Genomic DNA, 12940 nt, shown 5'->3' with positions numbered 1-12940 from the left:
ACATGGATGCACAATCAGCAGCAAAATGTCTTACTGCTGTCCGCCAGCATAGCCCTCTGGTGCACAGCATAACCAATAATGTCGTAACGAATTTTACAGCAAACGGCCTGCTCGCCCTCGGCGCATCACCCGTTATGGCGTACGCGAAAGAAGAGGTCGCCGACATGGCGAAGATTGCGGGTGCGCTCGTTTTGAATATTGGAACGCTGAGCAAGGAATCAGTCGAAGCGATGGTCATCGCGGGAAAATCAGCCAATGAACATGGCGTCCCTGTCATTCTTGATCCTGTCGGGGCCGGAGCAACACCGTTCCGTACTGAATCGGCACGAGGCATCATTCGTGAGGTGCGTCTCGCTGTGATCAGAGGAAACGCGGCGGAAATTGCCCATACCGTCGGCGTGACCGATTGGCTGATCAAAGGCGTTGATGCGGGAGAAGGCGGAGGTGACATCATCCGGCTGGCCCAGCAGGCGGCACAAAAACTCAACACGGTCATTGCGATTACTGGCGAAGTCGATGTCATAGCCGACACGTCAAACGTATATACCCTTCATAACGGCCACAAGCTGCTGACGAAAGTGACAGGCGCCGGATGCCTGCTGACGTCTGTTGTCGGTGCTTTTTGTGCTGTGGAAGAAAATCCATTGTTTGCTGCTATTGCTGCCATTTCTTCGTATGGTGTTGCAGCTCAGCTTGCCGCACAGCAGACAGCTGACAAAGGTCCGGGAAGCTTTCAGATTGAATTGCTGAACAAGCTTTCATCTGTTACTGAACAAGATGTCCAAGAACTGGCGACAATAGAAAGGGTGACTGTCTCATGACACGTATTTCTCGGGAAATGATGAAAGAGTTATTATCTGTTTACTTCATTATGGGGTCGAATAATACGAAAGCCGATCCTGTCACTGTCGTACAAAAAGCGTTAAAAGGCGGCGCCACTCTTTACCAATTTCGTGAAAAGGGCGGGGACGCGCTGGCAGGTGAGGCGCGGATTGAATTCGCTAAAAACGTGCAGGAAGCCTGCCGTGAAGCCGGTGTTCCATTCATTGTCAATGATGATATTGAGCTGGCCCTGACGCTGAAGGCTGACGGTGTCCACATCGGCCAGGAAGACGCCAGCGCAAAAGAAGTAAGAGACGCTATAGGCGATATGATTCTTGGCGTTTCCGCCCATACAATGTCTGAGGTGAAGCAAGCTGAAGAAGATGGCGCGGATTATGTCGGACTCGGGCCAATCTATCCGACAGAAACGAAAAAGGATACGAGAGCCGTACAGGGTGTATCTCTTATCGAAGCGGTTCGCCGCCAAGGCATCGGCATACCAATTGTGGGCATCGGCGGCATCACAATCGAAAATGCCGCTCCTGTTATCCAAGCGGGGGCCGACGGTGTCAGTATGATCAGCGCCATCAGTCAGGCGGAGGATCCAGAAGGTGCCGCACGCAAGTTTCATGAAGAAATTCAAACGTATAAAGCGGGAAGATAAACATTGTTTTCCATTCAAAAGGCTGTCCTGTAAAGGACAGCCTTTTTGCTGTGGCATCAAGGTTTTCAGACCTTCAAATTTTAATTGACAAAGAACAGGAACTGGCTATGATTATGATATACAATGATAATCATTTTCAGTTATAGGAGGAACATGATGGCTCGGGGGCTGGCACTTATTTTATTCAGCTTGTTGATGGTTTTCGGTTCTGCGGCACATGCGGAAGACGATCCGATCGCTGCACTGATTCAATTAAACAAGCAAATGATCGAATCTGTAAAAGACGGAGATATAGACTCGGCACAACAAACATTTGAAACATTCAAGGCGAAGTGGAAAAAAGAAGAACCTTCTATTAAAAAGGAAAATCTTTCTTCCCACAGCAAAATGGACTCGAATATCGCGATGATTTCTCTTTCTTTCATCAATCAAGACGCAGACAAGCTCAAAACGCAGCTTGAAGAGCTTTCTTCTCATTTAGAAACCTATCAGCAGGCTGTCGTGCTGAAAAAGACATCCTCGGGTCAATCAAGGGCGTCCTTAACAGCCTATATACAAAGCTTAAAAGACACAAAACAGCTAATACAAAAAAACCAATTGGATCAAGCATCATCCGCAATCGACAATTTAATTACATCCTGGCTCGCTGTTGAAGGTGACGTCGTTTCCCAATCGAAAGAAGCCTATACGACATCTGAGGAAAACCTGGCGCTGATGAAGGCTGAAATCGACAGTCATCCCGAAAAGGTATCAAAGCAAATTGACGAAATGATTCAATTGCTCGAGCCAATCGCTTCAAGCAGCTATAGCTGGTGGGATGCGGCACTCATTCCAATTCGTGAAGGGATGGAGGCCCTGCTTGTTATCGGGGCGCTTTTAACCATGACAAAAAAAGCCCGTGTCACGCGTTCCTCTACATGGATCTGGGGCGGAGCATCCGCTGGCATGGTTGTTTCCTTGGCAGCCGGCATCGGTGTCACGCTTCTGTTCTCCTCCAACATATTCGGGGAAAACAATTTCTTGCTTGGCGGGGTTACCGGCGTGCTGTCCGCTGTCATGCTTTTGTATGTAGGAGTATGGCTGCACAGAAATGCCTCAATGGACAAATGGAGAGAAAAAATCAATACCCAGAAGTCACAGGCCCTGAAAAAACGAAGTCTGCTTTCCTTCGGCCTGATCGCATTTCTGGCAGTGGTGAGAGAAGGGCTTGAAACGGTCATCTTTTTCATCGGGCTTGTCGGGAAGCTGCCGCTCACTGAACTGATTGGCGGAACTGCCGCGGGGCTTATCGTTCTCGTTATCGTCGGTGTTCTCATGATTAAGCTCGGAATGCGTATCCCATTGAAGCCGTTTTTCCTGCTGTCCATGGCGGTCGTCCTGTATATGTGCGTGAAATTTCTCGGAACAGGCGTTCACAGCCTGCAGCTGGCGGGCATTCTCCCGTCTGATGCAGAGAGCTGGCTGCCGTCTGTATCGGTGCTTGGAATTTATCCGTCCATGTACAGCACGGTCCCGCAATTGCTGATTTTACTCTTTTTACTGATTGCGCTTGTCTCAGAAGCGGCAAAACATTTTACAAACGGAAAGGAACTGACGAAATGAATCTCACAAAAATCGCTGTATCAGCCGGCTGCATCCTTGCGCTGTGCGCAGGCTGCGGATCCAATGACACATCCTCAACCAAAGAAAAAGCTTCATCTGAAAAAAGCGGGGTCAGCAAAGAGATCGCCGCATCCGTAGATAAAATGGAAACCATCATTTCCAAGCTGAATGATTCAGCGGAAAAAGGAGACCAAAAGGAAATTGAAAAGAAAGGGAAAGAGCTAAACAGCTACTGGCTTTCCTTTGAAAATGATATCCGCGGCGACTATCCATTCGAATATACAGAAATCGAAAAGCACCTTCAGCCCATCTATACAGAAGCACAGAAAGACAAACCGGATACAGACAAAATCAAGACAGAATCCGAGTCACTGAAAGCGTCCTTAGAAGACCTGACAGAAGCGAAGAAGAGCAGCAAAAAGGCAAGCGATCAGCTGGAAAAAGCAGCGGACGAATATAAAAACTATGTTAAAGAGCAGAGCGATCAGCTTGTAAAAGCGACTGAAGCATTTACAAGCGCTGTGAAATCCGGCGATATCGAAAAGTCTAAAACGTTATATGCGAAAGCGCGTGTTTATTATGAGCGAATCGAACCGATCGCTGAAAGCCTTGGTGACCTTGATCCGAAAATTGACGCCCGTGAAAACGATGTAGAAGAAGGAGACAAATGGACAGGTTTCCACAAGCTTGAGAAAGCCATTTGGAAGGATCAAGATATTTCCGGGGAAAAGGCAACGGCTGACCAGCTTCTCAAGGATGTAAAAGAGCTTGACGGTTCAATTGAAGCACTGAAATTAACACCTGAACAAATTGTAGCAGGCGCGATGGAGCTTCTGAACGAAGCCGGCATTTCGAAAATCACGGGAGAAGAAGAGCGCTACTCACGAATCGATTTAGTCGACCTCATGGCGAATGTGGAAGGCTCCGAAGCTGTTTATCAAACAGTAAAAAGCGCGCTTGTAAAAGATCACTCTGACCTGACGGAAAAACTGGATACGGAGTTCAGCGAATTTGAAGTTTTAATGGCAAAATACAAAACAAATGATCAGTCCTATACGTCTTATGATAAATTAAGTGAAGATCAAATCAGAGAGCTGAGCACAAAGCTGACGACTCTTTCTGAAACCATGTCGAAGATTGCGAATGTGCTATAAAAGGAGTTTTGTAACAGCATGAGCGATGAACAAAAAAAGCCAGAACAAATTCATAGACGGGACATCCTAAAATGGGGAGCGATGGCAGGCGCGGCCGTTGCGATCGGTGCCAGCGGACTCGGCGGTCTCGCTCCGCTTGTTCAGACCGCGGCTAAGTCGTCGAAAAAGGATGAAAAAGAGGATGAGCAGGTCGTTCCGTTTTACGGAAAGCATCAGGCCGGGATCACAACTGCCCATCAGACGTATGCCTATTTTGCGGCGCTGGATGTAACTGCAAAAGAGAAGAGCGACATCATTACATTATTCAGAAACTGGACAAGTCTGACACAGATGCTGACGTCTGGAAAGAAAATGTCGGCTGAGCAGAAAAATCAATATCTGCCCCCGCAGGATACAGGTGAATCGGTTGATTTATCCCCTTCCAATTTAACGGTCACATTCGGATTCGGGCCTGGCTTTTTTGAAAAAGACGGAAAGGACCGCTTTGGGCTGAAAAACAAAAAACCGAAGCATCTTGCCGCTCTTCCAGCGATGCCGAATGACAACCTGGATGAGAAGCAGGGAGGCGGAGACATCTGCATTCAAGTATGCGCAGACGATGAACAAGTGGCGTTTCACGCACTGCGGAACCTGCTGAATCAAGCGGTCGGAACCTGTGAGGTCCGCTTTGTGAACAAAGGCTTTTTAAGCGGAGGAAAAAATGGCGAAACGCCGCGCAATCTCTTCGGGTTTAAAGATGGAACAGGCAACCAGAGCACGAAGGATGACACCTTGATGAACTCGATCGTGTGGATTCAGTCCGGTGAACCCGACTGGATGACGGGCGGTACCTATATGGCCTTTCGGAAAATCAAAATGTTCCTTGAGATATGGGACCGCTCTTCCCTCAAGGATCAAGAGGATACCTTCGGCCGCAGAAAAAGCTCGGGAGCGCCATTTGGCCAGAAAAAAGAAACAGACCCCGTGAAGCTGAATCAAATCCCGGCAAATTCACACGTTAACCTTGCGAAATCTACGGGAAAACAAATTTTGCGAAGAGCTTTCTCTTACACAGAAGGACTTGATCCGAAAACCGGCTATATGGATGCGGGTCTCCTGTTTATCAGCTTTCAAAAAAATCCCGACAATCAGTTCATCCCCATGCTGAAGGCTCTTTCAGCAAAGGATGCGTTAAACGAATACACGCAAACAATCGGTTCTGCTTTATATGCATGCCCAGGCGGCTGCAAAAAAGGAGAATATATTGCCCAGCGTTTGCTGGAATCATAAAGAAGCCTTTATCGGCTTCTTTTTTTAAAAAACAGTTGTAACTTTTATTGTTACAGTTTAAAATCAACCTATACGAAAGGAGATTATCATGACAGTACACATCAAAGTTTATTCAGATTACGTTTGCCCATTTTGCTTCATTGGAAAAGCCGCTTTTGAAGAAGCGATAAAAGGAAAGGATGTTGACGTCGAATGGATGCCGTTTGAACTGCGCCCGAGCCCATCTCCACAGCTTGACCCGGTCAATGATCCTTCCAAACAGTACATGTGGCAGACATCCATTCAGCCAATGGCGGACAAACTAGGAGTCGAGATCAATTTTCCAAACGTCTCGCCTCATCCATATACAGATCTGGCGTTTGAAGGCTTCCACTTTGCAAAGGAATACAATAAAGGACATGAATACAACACCCGTGTCTTTCAAGCGTTTTTCCAAGAGGGCCAAAATATCGGCGACATTGATATCTTGACGAAGCTTGCTGAGGAAGTGGGACTAGACGGAGCCTCATTCAAATCCGCACTGGAATCAAGAACATATCAGGACGTACAGCGCCAAGCCTTAAAGCACGCCTATGAAGAGGCCGACATCACAGCCGTTCCAACTTTTATCATTGGCGACACCGTGATTCCGGGAGCAGCCGGCAAGGACGTATTTGAAAAAGCAATTTCTGACGAACAGCAGAAAAAGTAAGAAAAAGCTCTCTATACAAGAGAGCTTTTTTACTCCTGTTCCATATGAATGCCGGTATGCGCCTTCACCTGTATTTCTGCAAACGTATCTTTATTAACCGTTTTATCTGACGACAGCACCGTTCCGAGCCACGCGCCGAGGAAGCCAAGCGGGATGGAAATAATGCCCGGATTAGAAAGCGGAATGAGCGGATTGCCGGTAAATATAGCACCTCCGGACGGGTCCCACACACTAGGGCTCATCGATACAAGCACAAGCGCGCTGATCAGGCCTGTCAGGCTGCCCCACAACGCGCCTGTAGCATTGAATCTCTTCCAGAAGACCGTAAACACAATCAGCGGGAGGTTTGCGCTGGCCGCTACCGCAAACGCAAGTGCGACAAGGAACGCTACATTTAAGGACTGTGCGAAAATCGCAAGGAGAATCGAGAGCACCGACACGGCGACAGAAGCCCATCTGGCCGCTTTCATCTGTTCTTTTTCAGTTGCTTCTCCCTTTCTGATAATCTGGCTGTAGATATCATGGGCAAATGCTGAGGCGGCAGACAGCACCAATCCTGTCACGACCGCTAAAATGGTTGCAAAAGCGATCGCTGACACAAACGCGAACAGAAAATCTCCCCCGAGCGCTTTTGCCAAAAGCGGAGCCGCCATATTTCCCGCTTGATCAGCCGCCGTTATCGCATCAAAGCCGACAAATGCAGCGGCGCCAAAGCCGAGAAACACCGTCATAATGTAAAATATACCGATAATCCATGTCGCTGAAACAACGGATGTTCGGGCCGTCTTGGCATCCTTAACGGTATAAAACCGGATCAAAATATGCGGAAGCCCGGCGGTTCCCAGCACGAGTGCCAAGTTTAACGACAAGGTCTCAAGCGGCACCTTGTATTTATTTCCGGGGTTTAAGAAATCAGCGCCAAGCGGAGTGGCTGTTTTCATCTGCTCAAACATGGTATTAAGGTTAAAGCCGAATTTCGAAAACACGATGATCGAAATCACGAGTGTGCCGGCCATCAGTAAAACAGCTTTAATAATTTGAACCCAGCTTGTCGCGATCATGCCGCCAAACACGACATAAATGGTCATCAGCACCCCGACGATGAGAACCGCCGCGGTATAATCCAGCCCAAGCAGCAGTTTGATCAGCGCGCCCGCCCCCACGAGCTGGGCGATCATATAAAAAGTAGAGATGGCAATGGTATTGAGAGCCGCGACGCCGCGGATTTTCTTTTCTTTAAAGCGGGCCGCAATCATGTCCGCCATCGTATACTTCCCAAGATTCCGAAGCGGTTCCGCCACGATGTACAAGACAACGAGATAAGCAACTAGAAAACCGATGCTGTAAAAGAATCCATCAAATCCATATAACGCAATCATTCCGGCAATCCCAAGAAACGAGGCTGCAGACATGTAGTCACCGGCAATTGCCAGTCCATTCTGAACACCGGTGAGCCCGCCGCCGGCCGTATAAAACTCACTCGTCGTTTTCGTTTTCTTTGCGGCAAAATACGTGATGATAAGCGTCAGGCCGACAATCGCTAAAAATAATAGAAAAGCAGTCATATTCATGTCTGTTCACCCTTCAGATCCGCCTTTAGAGCGCTTACATATCGGTCGAAATGAGCCGCCTTTCGGGAATACACCGTACTCAGTATCCAGGTCATGGCGAATTGGGCGATGGCAAACAGCCAAGCCCATGAAACAGCCCCAATTGCCGGCTTATTCAAAAAGGTGAAATAAGACGTCAAAACAGGAAGTGAAAAATAAAAGACAAAAAAGAAAATCGCAGAAGGAACAATAAAAGCGCGTTTCTGCTTTAAAAAAGCTTGAAAAGACGGAGTTGCAGCAATCTGTTTATAATCAGCTTTGTACATGGCTATCCTCCTTTTATTCGCTAAACGTAAGCAAAAAGGTACACCAATAGGTATGTACTGAAAGTCTGATTTATGCGTTGGAGAACATCTGGAGAATGAAAAAAGAAGGAAGTCGTGAAGGTAGGAACGCGAGCGGTATAAAGACAGGCGAAGGTTTTCCAGCTCGGCCGCGTATACACGAGTTTGCTTTCAAAACCTCACCGAATGCAGCTTGTTCTCAGCAAAGCTGCTGTTTACCAGAGCCCGGTTATCATGTTCGCATCACCTCTTTATGACAATGGATGTGCCAAGAGGTGATCGCATCACCGGCTGTCTGTCGTATGTTAGCTGACACACCGTTTGTCCTCAAGCTCGGCGCAGCAATTGCTTTCGAATAGAGGATATGGTGAAAACTCAGATCAGATGATAGAAAAGCCAGAGGTAATAGATCCGCCTGTTCGGATTAGTCTTGGCGGACGGTTTTTTTGTGATTATTCTTTCTCAATGCTGTCTCAGATTCTAAAAACTGTCTCACATCACGAATGCCTAACCCAATAGATCTAGCTTCTTGTATTAACATATGCCAATCTTTGTCCAAATCTTTTTTAACATGAGTTTTCATAGTAACCTCCAATTGTATAAAATGTTTTCCTGCAACATGCGGGCAATAAAGACAAGCCGGCGCGATGATGAGGCGAGTACAACAAATTTCACACATAGTTGCTCGGCGTTCACAAACTGAAGGAAAAACCACCTACCTATTCCCTAAAAAAATGACTAATATAACCAATGAACCTCATTTATAATAATAAACAATTAAATACTGACTGGATAGTATGTAATTGAAAATAAATCCTTCAGCCTATTAAATATGACCCCGGAGAAACCGAATAGCATAAGCATTCAAAGAAATAAATACCGCTAAAGATTGATCCGTTGTAAGATAAGGATAATCATACCGCCTGGAGAAAAATATGAAAAAAAACAAATTTCAAATGAAAAGAGAAGCAACCTTTGAAAGTTTTATAGACGCTGGCTTGAATTTGTTGATTGACCGAGCGTATGATCCGGTTTCTGTTGAGGATATCAGCAGAGCGGCCGGGTACAGCAAAGGAGCGTTTTATGTTCATTTTGTCAGCAAGGAGGATTTTCTGCAGCATCTTCTCGAAAAACGCCAGATGAAAAAAGCGATCATCGTAGGGTATCTTGATCAAATGGAACGAACATCGGTGAAACCGCTGACATTGGACGAGGCTGCAAAACATGCCGCAGAGCTGCTTTATTCCTATTACATAAATAAGCCGTCGTGGGACATTACCTCGTTTGCCATGAATATGCCGACGTATAAAGTCCTTCAGAAATGCAAGGCCTATGTCCGGCTGTACGAATTGTGGGTGGAAGAAAATGCGTTATATATTAAGTGGCTGAAGGAGAGAAAGCTGATTGGCGCCTGTATTGATCCGGAATATACGGCTAAAATAATATGTGCAGTGCTCGACGGAATCATCAAACAATCGTATGTATTGGGCCAGCCCGCCACATTCCGCAGCTTTTTAGACGCACTCTCGGTTTTCTTTGCTCCAGACAGAGAGCACGTGAGGCCAAGAATTTTGAAAAGTTTTTCAGAAAGCGAGGAACATCAGTGAAGTATAGAGAAATGATTATGTATATCATTATGGGGGTTTTCACAACCATTGTGAACATCGCCAGCTTTTATATATTGGTAGAGATCATGAATATGGATTACAAAGCCGCCACTGTCGCCGCTTGGATTTTGTCCGTGCTGTTTGCATACATAACAAATAAATTATATGTGTTTCAGCAAAAAACACATGACCTGCAGAGCCTGCTGAAAGAGATCACTGCCTTTTTCAGCGTTCGGGTCCTGTCTCTCGGCATAGATTTAGGCATGATGATCATTCTTGTCGGCCAGTTCAATACAAATGAAACCTTGGCCAAAATACTCGACAACGCGGTCATCGTTGTCGTCAACTATGCTGCAAGCAAATGGCTCGTCTTTAAAAAGACAAAAGAAGAAGGGGTATGACAGGGGACAGCAGCATATGATCTATCGTTTTCGCTGAAGACATAAGGGGAAATAAAAAAATAAAAACCATGAAAGGTGATTGCACATGCTGGAAGAGCTAAAGGGGATATTTGCAAGTGTATTCGGAGAAAAAGAGGGGTTACGGTTTTTTTTCGCACCTGGAAGAGTGAATCTGATTGGAGAACATACAGACTATAACGGCGGGCATGTGTTTCCGTGCGCGCTGACAATGGGTACATATGCTGCTGTTGCAGAAAGAAACGATGGGGTTGTCCGGATGTATTCAGACAACTTTAAAGACGCAGGCATCAAAGAATGCAGCCTTGACGACATCCGCTATCAAAAAGAAGACGACTGGGCGAACTATCCGAAAGGCGTCATTTATGAATTTCAGCAAAGGGGCTATTCAGTTCCCCATGGCTTTGACATTGTATTTTCAGGGAATATTCCAAACGGGGCGGGCCTTTCGTCCTCCGCTTCTATTGAACTGCTGATGGGAGTCGTGCTCCAAAGCTATTTCCATCCTGAAGTGGATGCGCTTGAGCTTGTAAAAATGGCGCAGCATGCGGAAAACACTTTTATCGGTGTCAATTGCGGAATTATGGATCAATTTGCAATCGGAATGGGGAAAAAACATCATGCGATGCTGCTGAACTGCGACACGCTGGACTATGAATATAGCAAACTCGATGTCTCAGGCCTCGCACTGGTCATCGCGAACACGAACAAAAAAAGGACATTGGCAGACTCGAGCTATAATACAAGACGCCAAGAGTGCAATGACGCATTGCTTGATCTGCAAAAAGCACTCGATATTGTCTCGCTGGGCGACATCAAGCCCTCTGATTTCGATGCTAATTCCGGCCTGATCCAAAATGAAACGAACAGACGCCGGGCAAAGCACGCCGTATACGAAAATCACCGCGCCATCAAGACGGCCCATATGTTCAAAGAAAACAATATAGATGAAATCGGGCTGTTAATGAAGGAATCCCATCTTTCACTGAAGGATGATTATGAAGTGACCTGCCCTGAACTTGACGAGCTTGTGTTTGCGGCGTGGGAGCACGAAGGCGTGATTGGATCAAGAATGACGGGAGCTGGCTTCGGCGGCTGCACCATCAGCATTGTCAAAGATGCGTTTGTTGATGATTTTATCCAAAAGGTTGGAGACAGGTATCAAGAAAAAACAGGGCTCAAAGCGGATTTTTATGTCGCTGATATCGGAGAAGGAGCGAGAGAACTAAAGGGGGAGTGACACATGAGTATTGTTGAACATCTGGAACAGCTGCTGGAGTATGGCCTGGAACGAAAACTGATTTCGATCTGGGATCGGGAATATACGAGAAACCGTCTTTATGAAGCGTTAGACATCAAGCACCCCGAGCCGGTCTCCCACACATGCATCAAGCAGGCACAAAGCCTGCCGGACTTACTTGCTCCTATTTACAAATGGGCTGCGGAAACCGGCCGTATGGAAGCGGATACAGACACATACCGTGACTTGCTCAGCGCAAAGCTGATGGGGTGTTTCGTACCTGCTCCGTCTGAGGTCATTCGCAAATTTGAAGAGACAAAAGCGTTATACGGCCCAAAACAGGCGACAAAGGAATTCTATCAATATGCAGAGGATGTCTACTATATTCGGTCTGACAGAATCGCCAAAAATGTTCATTGGACGGTGCCGACTGAATATGGCGAGCTGGAAATGACTATTAATCTATCAAAGCCCGAAAAGGACCCAAAAGCGATTGCGGCTGCAAAAGAGCAGGTGCAGACAAATTATCCGAAGTGTTTGCTGTGTAAAGAAAATGTCGGGTTTGAGGGAAGCGTGAACCATCCAGCCCGCCAAAATCACAGAATCATTCCGGTTATTCTTAAAGATGAAGAATGGTATTTGCAGTTCTCGCCATACGTCTATTATCCAGAGCATTGCATCGTCTTAAAAGGTGAACATGAACCAATGGAGATCAGCAGAAAAACATTTGAAAGGCTGCTGTCATTTCTCGGGCAATATCCGCATTATTTTATCGGTTCAAATGCGGATCTGCCAATTGTTGGCGGCAGCATCCTAAGCCATGACCATTTCCAAGGCGGGGCGCACGATTTTCCGATGGCGCGTGCAGAAGCGGAAGATATATATGAATTAAATGATCATCCAGGCGTGTCGCTGGGCTTAGTGAAGTGGCCGATGTCCGTGCTCAGGCTCCAAGGAGACAAACCGGATCAAGTCGCCGAAGCTGCTGATCATATATTCCGCACGTGGCAAGCGTATTCCGATGAAAAGGCCGGCATAGCCGCCTATACAGGTGATACGCCCCATAATACGGTTACGCCGATTGCACGGCGCAGGGGAGACTTGTATGAACTCGATATCGTGCTGAGAAACAATCGGACGGATGGGGAGCATCCATTAGGAATATTTCATCCTCATCAGGAAGTTCACCATATTAAAAAAGAAAATATCGGCCTGATTGAGGTCATGGGATTGGCGATATTGCCGGGCCGTTTACAGGAAGAAATGAAAGAAACGGCAGCGGCGCTTTGCTCTGCTAATCCGAAATCAGCTTTAGAACAAAATCCGCTCACAGCAAAACATAAGGAGTGGGCTCTTCGGATTACGGAAAAAAGAACGATAACAAAAGAAAATGCCGATCTAGTCATAAAAGAAGAGCTTGGACATGTATTCGCGCGCATTCTTGAACACGCCGGTGTATTTAAACAGACAACGGAAGGAAAACAGGCCTTCAGCAGGTTTATCGACCATTTAGGCGTCAAACCAGTCAAAAGCCTCAACCGCTAGGGTTGAGGCTTTTTTAATTTTTATGGCAAAGCA

General features: G+C 46.5%; 13 protein-coding genes. 10 read left to right on the top strand and 3 right to left on the bottom strand.

Annotation, left to right across the window (positions count from 1 at the left end; translation table 11 throughout):
• The first annotated feature begins 2 nt into the window (after window positions 1-2).
• The 6 genes from thiM to BSI_RS18205 all read left to right on the top strand — a co-directional run bounded on the left by thiM (window position 3) and on the right by BSI_RS18205 (window position 6202).
• A complete protein-coding gene (gene thiM, locus BSI_RS18180) occupies window positions 3-821 on the top strand; it encodes a hydroxyethylthiazole kinase (protein WP_003236061.1) in 819 nt (272 codons plus the stop codon).
• Window positions 818-1486 (top strand): thiamine phosphate synthase, encoded by a 669-nt coding sequence (gene thiE / locus BSI_RS18185; protein WP_003236059.1) that lies wholly within the window; start codon window positions 818-820, stop codon window positions 1484-1486. Before thiM ends, thiE begins: the two co-directional genes overlap by 4 nt.
• A gap of 156 nt (window positions 1487-1642) precedes the next feature.
• The gene (gene efeU / locus BSI_RS18190; RefSeq protein ID WP_003236057.1) at window positions 1643-3088 is read left to right on the top strand and encodes a ferrous ion permease EfeU; all 1446 of its coding nucleotides are present in this window, start codon (window positions 1643-1645) and stop codon (window positions 3086-3088) included.
• Window positions 3085-4242: an iron uptake system protein EfeO gene (gene efeO / locus BSI_RS18195; protein ID WP_003236055.1), complete on the top strand. Its 1158-nt coding sequence runs from the start codon at window positions 3085-3087 to the stop codon at window positions 4240-4242. Before efeU ends, efeO begins: the two co-directional genes overlap by 4 nt.
• A gap of 18 nt (window positions 4243-4260) precedes the next feature.
• A complete protein-coding gene (efeB, locus tag BSI_RS18200; protein ID WP_003236053.1) occupies window positions 4261-5511 on the top strand; it encodes an iron uptake transporter deferrochelatase/peroxidase subunit in 1251 nt (416 codons plus the stop codon).
• Window positions 5512-5599: 88 nt separating this feature from the next.
• Window positions 5600-6202 carry a DsbA family oxidoreductase gene (locus BSI_RS18205; RefSeq protein WP_003236051.1) on the top strand — a complete coding sequence of 201 codons (603 nt, stop codon included), beginning with the start codon at window positions 5600-5602 and terminating at the stop codon, window positions 6200-6202.
• Window positions 6203-6231: 29 nt separating this feature from the next.
• On the opposite strand, the gene BSI_RS18210 is transcribed toward BSI_RS18205, so the two are convergent.
• The 3 genes from BSI_RS18210 to slrA form a co-directional block, all read right to left on the bottom strand.
• Window positions 6232-7773 (bottom strand): solute symporter family protein, encoded by a 1542-nt coding sequence (locus BSI_RS18210; protein ID WP_003236049.1) that lies wholly within the window; start codon window positions 7771-7773, stop codon window positions 6232-6234.
• Window positions 7770-8078, bottom strand: coding sequence for a DUF485 domain-containing protein (locus BSI_RS18215; RefSeq protein ID WP_003236047.1), 309 nt, complete (start codon window positions 8076-8078; stop codon window positions 7770-7772). The genes BSI_RS18210 and BSI_RS18215 overlap by 4 nt, the downstream gene beginning before the upstream one ends.
• 442 nt (window positions 8079-8520) lie before the next feature.
• The gene (gene slrA, locus BSI_RS18220; RefSeq protein WP_003236045.1) at window positions 8521-8679 is read right to left on the bottom strand and encodes a transcriptional regulator SlrA; all 159 of its coding nucleotides are present in this window, start codon (window positions 8677-8679) and stop codon (window positions 8521-8523) included.
• Between the two features lie 352 nt (window positions 8680-9031).
• On the opposite strand from slrA, the gene BSI_RS18225 reads away from it, so the two are divergent.
• The 4 genes from BSI_RS18225 (at window position 9032) to galT (ending at window position 12907) form a co-directional block, all read left to right on the top strand.
• A complete protein-coding gene (locus tag BSI_RS18225; protein ID WP_003236042.1) occupies window positions 9032-9703 on the top strand; it encodes a transcriptional regulator SlrC in 672 nt (223 codons plus the stop codon).
• A 17-nt stretch (window positions 9704-9720) separates the two neighbouring features.
• Window positions 9721-10104: a GtrA family protein gene (locus BSI_RS18230; RefSeq protein ID WP_003236040.1), complete on the top strand. Its 384-nt coding sequence runs from the start codon at window positions 9721-9723 to the stop codon at window positions 10102-10104.
• An 85-nt stretch (window positions 10105-10189) separates the two neighbouring features.
• On the top strand, window positions 10190-11362 hold the full coding sequence (locus tag BSI_RS18235; RefSeq protein WP_003236038.1) for a galactokinase: 1173 nt from the start codon (window positions 10190-10192) through the stop codon (window positions 11360-11362).
• A gap of 3 nt (window positions 11363-11365) precedes the next feature.
• Window positions 11366-12907, top strand: a complete 1542-nt coding sequence (gene galT, locus BSI_RS18240; RefSeq protein WP_003236036.1) for a UDP-glucose--hexose-1-phosphate uridylyltransferase — start codon at window positions 11366-11368, stop codon at window positions 12905-12907.
• Window positions 12908-12940: the final 33 nt, after the last annotated feature.

This window comes from Bacillus inaquosorum KCTC 13429, assembly GCF_000332645.1.
Taxonomy (GTDB): domain Bacteria; phylum Bacillota; class Bacilli; order Bacillales; family Bacillaceae; genus Bacillus; species Bacillus inaquosorum.
The sequence above is the reverse complement of the archived record's forward strand: the minus strand, read 5'-3'. Positions and strand labels throughout refer to the sequence as shown.

What these genes read in the sequence shown, in the direction of transcription:
- thiM (WP_003236061.1), top strand. Translation starts at nt 3, where the DNA reads ATGGATGCACAATCAGCAGCAAAATGTCTTACTGCTGTCCGCCAGCAT.
- thiE (WP_003236059.1), top strand. Translation starts at nt 818, where the DNA reads ATGACACGTATTTCTCGGGAAATGATGAAAGAGTTATTATCTGTTTAC.
- efeU (WP_003236057.1), top strand. Translation starts at nt 1,643, where the DNA reads ATGGCTCGGGGGCTGGCACTTATTTTATTCAGCTTGTTGATGGTTTTC.
- efeO (WP_003236055.1), top strand. Translation starts at nt 3,085, where the DNA reads ATGAATCTCACAAAAATCGCTGTATCAGCCGGCTGCATCCTTGCGCTG.
- efeB (WP_003236053.1), top strand. Translation starts at nt 4,261, where the DNA reads ATGAGCGATGAACAAAAAAAGCCAGAACAAATTCATAGACGGGACATC.
- BSI_RS18205 (WP_003236051.1), top strand. Translation starts at nt 5,600, where the DNA reads ATGACAGTACACATCAAAGTTTATTCAGATTACGTTTGCCCATTTTGC.
- BSI_RS18210 (WP_003236049.1), bottom strand. Translation starts at nt 7,773, where the DNA reads ATGAATATGACTGCTTTTCTATTATTTTTAGCGATTGTCGGCCTGACG.
- BSI_RS18215 (WP_003236047.1), bottom strand. Translation starts at nt 8,078, where the DNA reads ATGTACAAAGCTGATTATAAACAGATTGCTGCAACTCCGTCTTTTCAA.
- slrA (WP_003236045.1), bottom strand. Translation starts at nt 8,679, where the DNA reads ATGAAAACTCATGTTAAAAAAGATTTGGACAAAGATTGGCATATGTTA.
- BSI_RS18225 (WP_003236042.1), top strand. Translation starts at nt 9,032, where the DNA reads ATGAAAAAAAACAAATTTCAAATGAAAAGAGAAGCAACCTTTGAAAGT.
- BSI_RS18230 (WP_003236040.1), top strand. Translation starts at nt 9,721, where the DNA reads ATGTATATCATTATGGGGGTTTTCACAACCATTGTGAACATCGCCAGC.
- BSI_RS18235 (WP_003236038.1), top strand. Translation starts at nt 10,190, where the DNA reads ATGCTGGAAGAGCTAAAGGGGATATTTGCAAGTGTATTCGGAGAAAAA.
- galT (WP_003236036.1), top strand. Translation starts at nt 11,366, where the DNA reads ATGAGTATTGTTGAACATCTGGAACAGCTGCTGGAGTATGGCCTGGAA.